Raw genomic sequence first — 666 nt, forward strand, 5'->3', positions numbered from 1 at the left:
TGACGTCGCAGATCACCTTGGCATAGGCGTCGGTGTTGTACACGCTCAGCAGCGGGCTCTCGCACACGATCACCTTGTCGGCGCCGTAGCCGCCCAGCTCCTTGGCCGCGTTCTCGATCCCCTCGCCGCCCAGCAGCAGGCCGCACAGGTTCACGCCCAGCTCGTCCGCCAGGTCCCGGCCCTTGGAGATCAGCTCAAAATCGGTGGGCATCAGCTTGCCCTCGCGCTGCTCGCAGAACACCCACACATCCTTGAAAGCAGCGATGTCCGCGCTGTTGAAATTAGACATAGTCGTTTTATCCCCTTTCTCAGATGATGTGCTTCTTCGCCAGAATGTCGGCCAGCTTCTCGCAGGTCGCCTTGTCTGCGCCCTCTAGCATCTGCCCGGCGCCCTTCTGGGGCGGGGTGAAGCTCTTGAAGATGTTCGTCGGAGAGCCCTTCAGGCCGATGGTGGTGGCGTCGATCAGGGGATCGTCCTTCAGCGCCTCATAGTCGTAAGTGGTCATGGGCTTGCTGTAAGCCTCGAACACGCCGCCCACGCTCATATAGCGGGGGGTGTTCAGCTCCTTGATGCAGGTGATCAGGCAGGGGGTCTTGACCTTGATGGTCATGTAGCCGTCCTCCAGCATCCGCTTCACGGTGATGGTGTCGCCGTCCTTCTGGATG

Annotated in this window: 2 pseudogenes; both read right to left on the bottom strand. The window is 60.8% G+C overall.

Annotation, left to right across the window (positions count from 1 at the left end):
• A pseudogene (locus H9X91_RS14020) lies at window positions 1-289 on the bottom strand (acryloyl-CoA reductase electron transfer subunit beta); the annotation flags it as partial.
• A 19-nt stretch (window positions 290-308) separates the two neighbouring features.
• Window positions 309-666, bottom strand: a pseudogene (locus H9X91_RS14025) (electron transfer flavoprotein subunit beta); the annotation flags it as partial.

This window comes from Oscillibacter valericigenes, assembly GCF_016902445.1.
GTDB classification, from domain to species: domain Bacteria; phylum Bacillota; class Clostridia; order Oscillospirales; family Oscillospiraceae; genus Oscillibacter; species Oscillibacter avistercoris.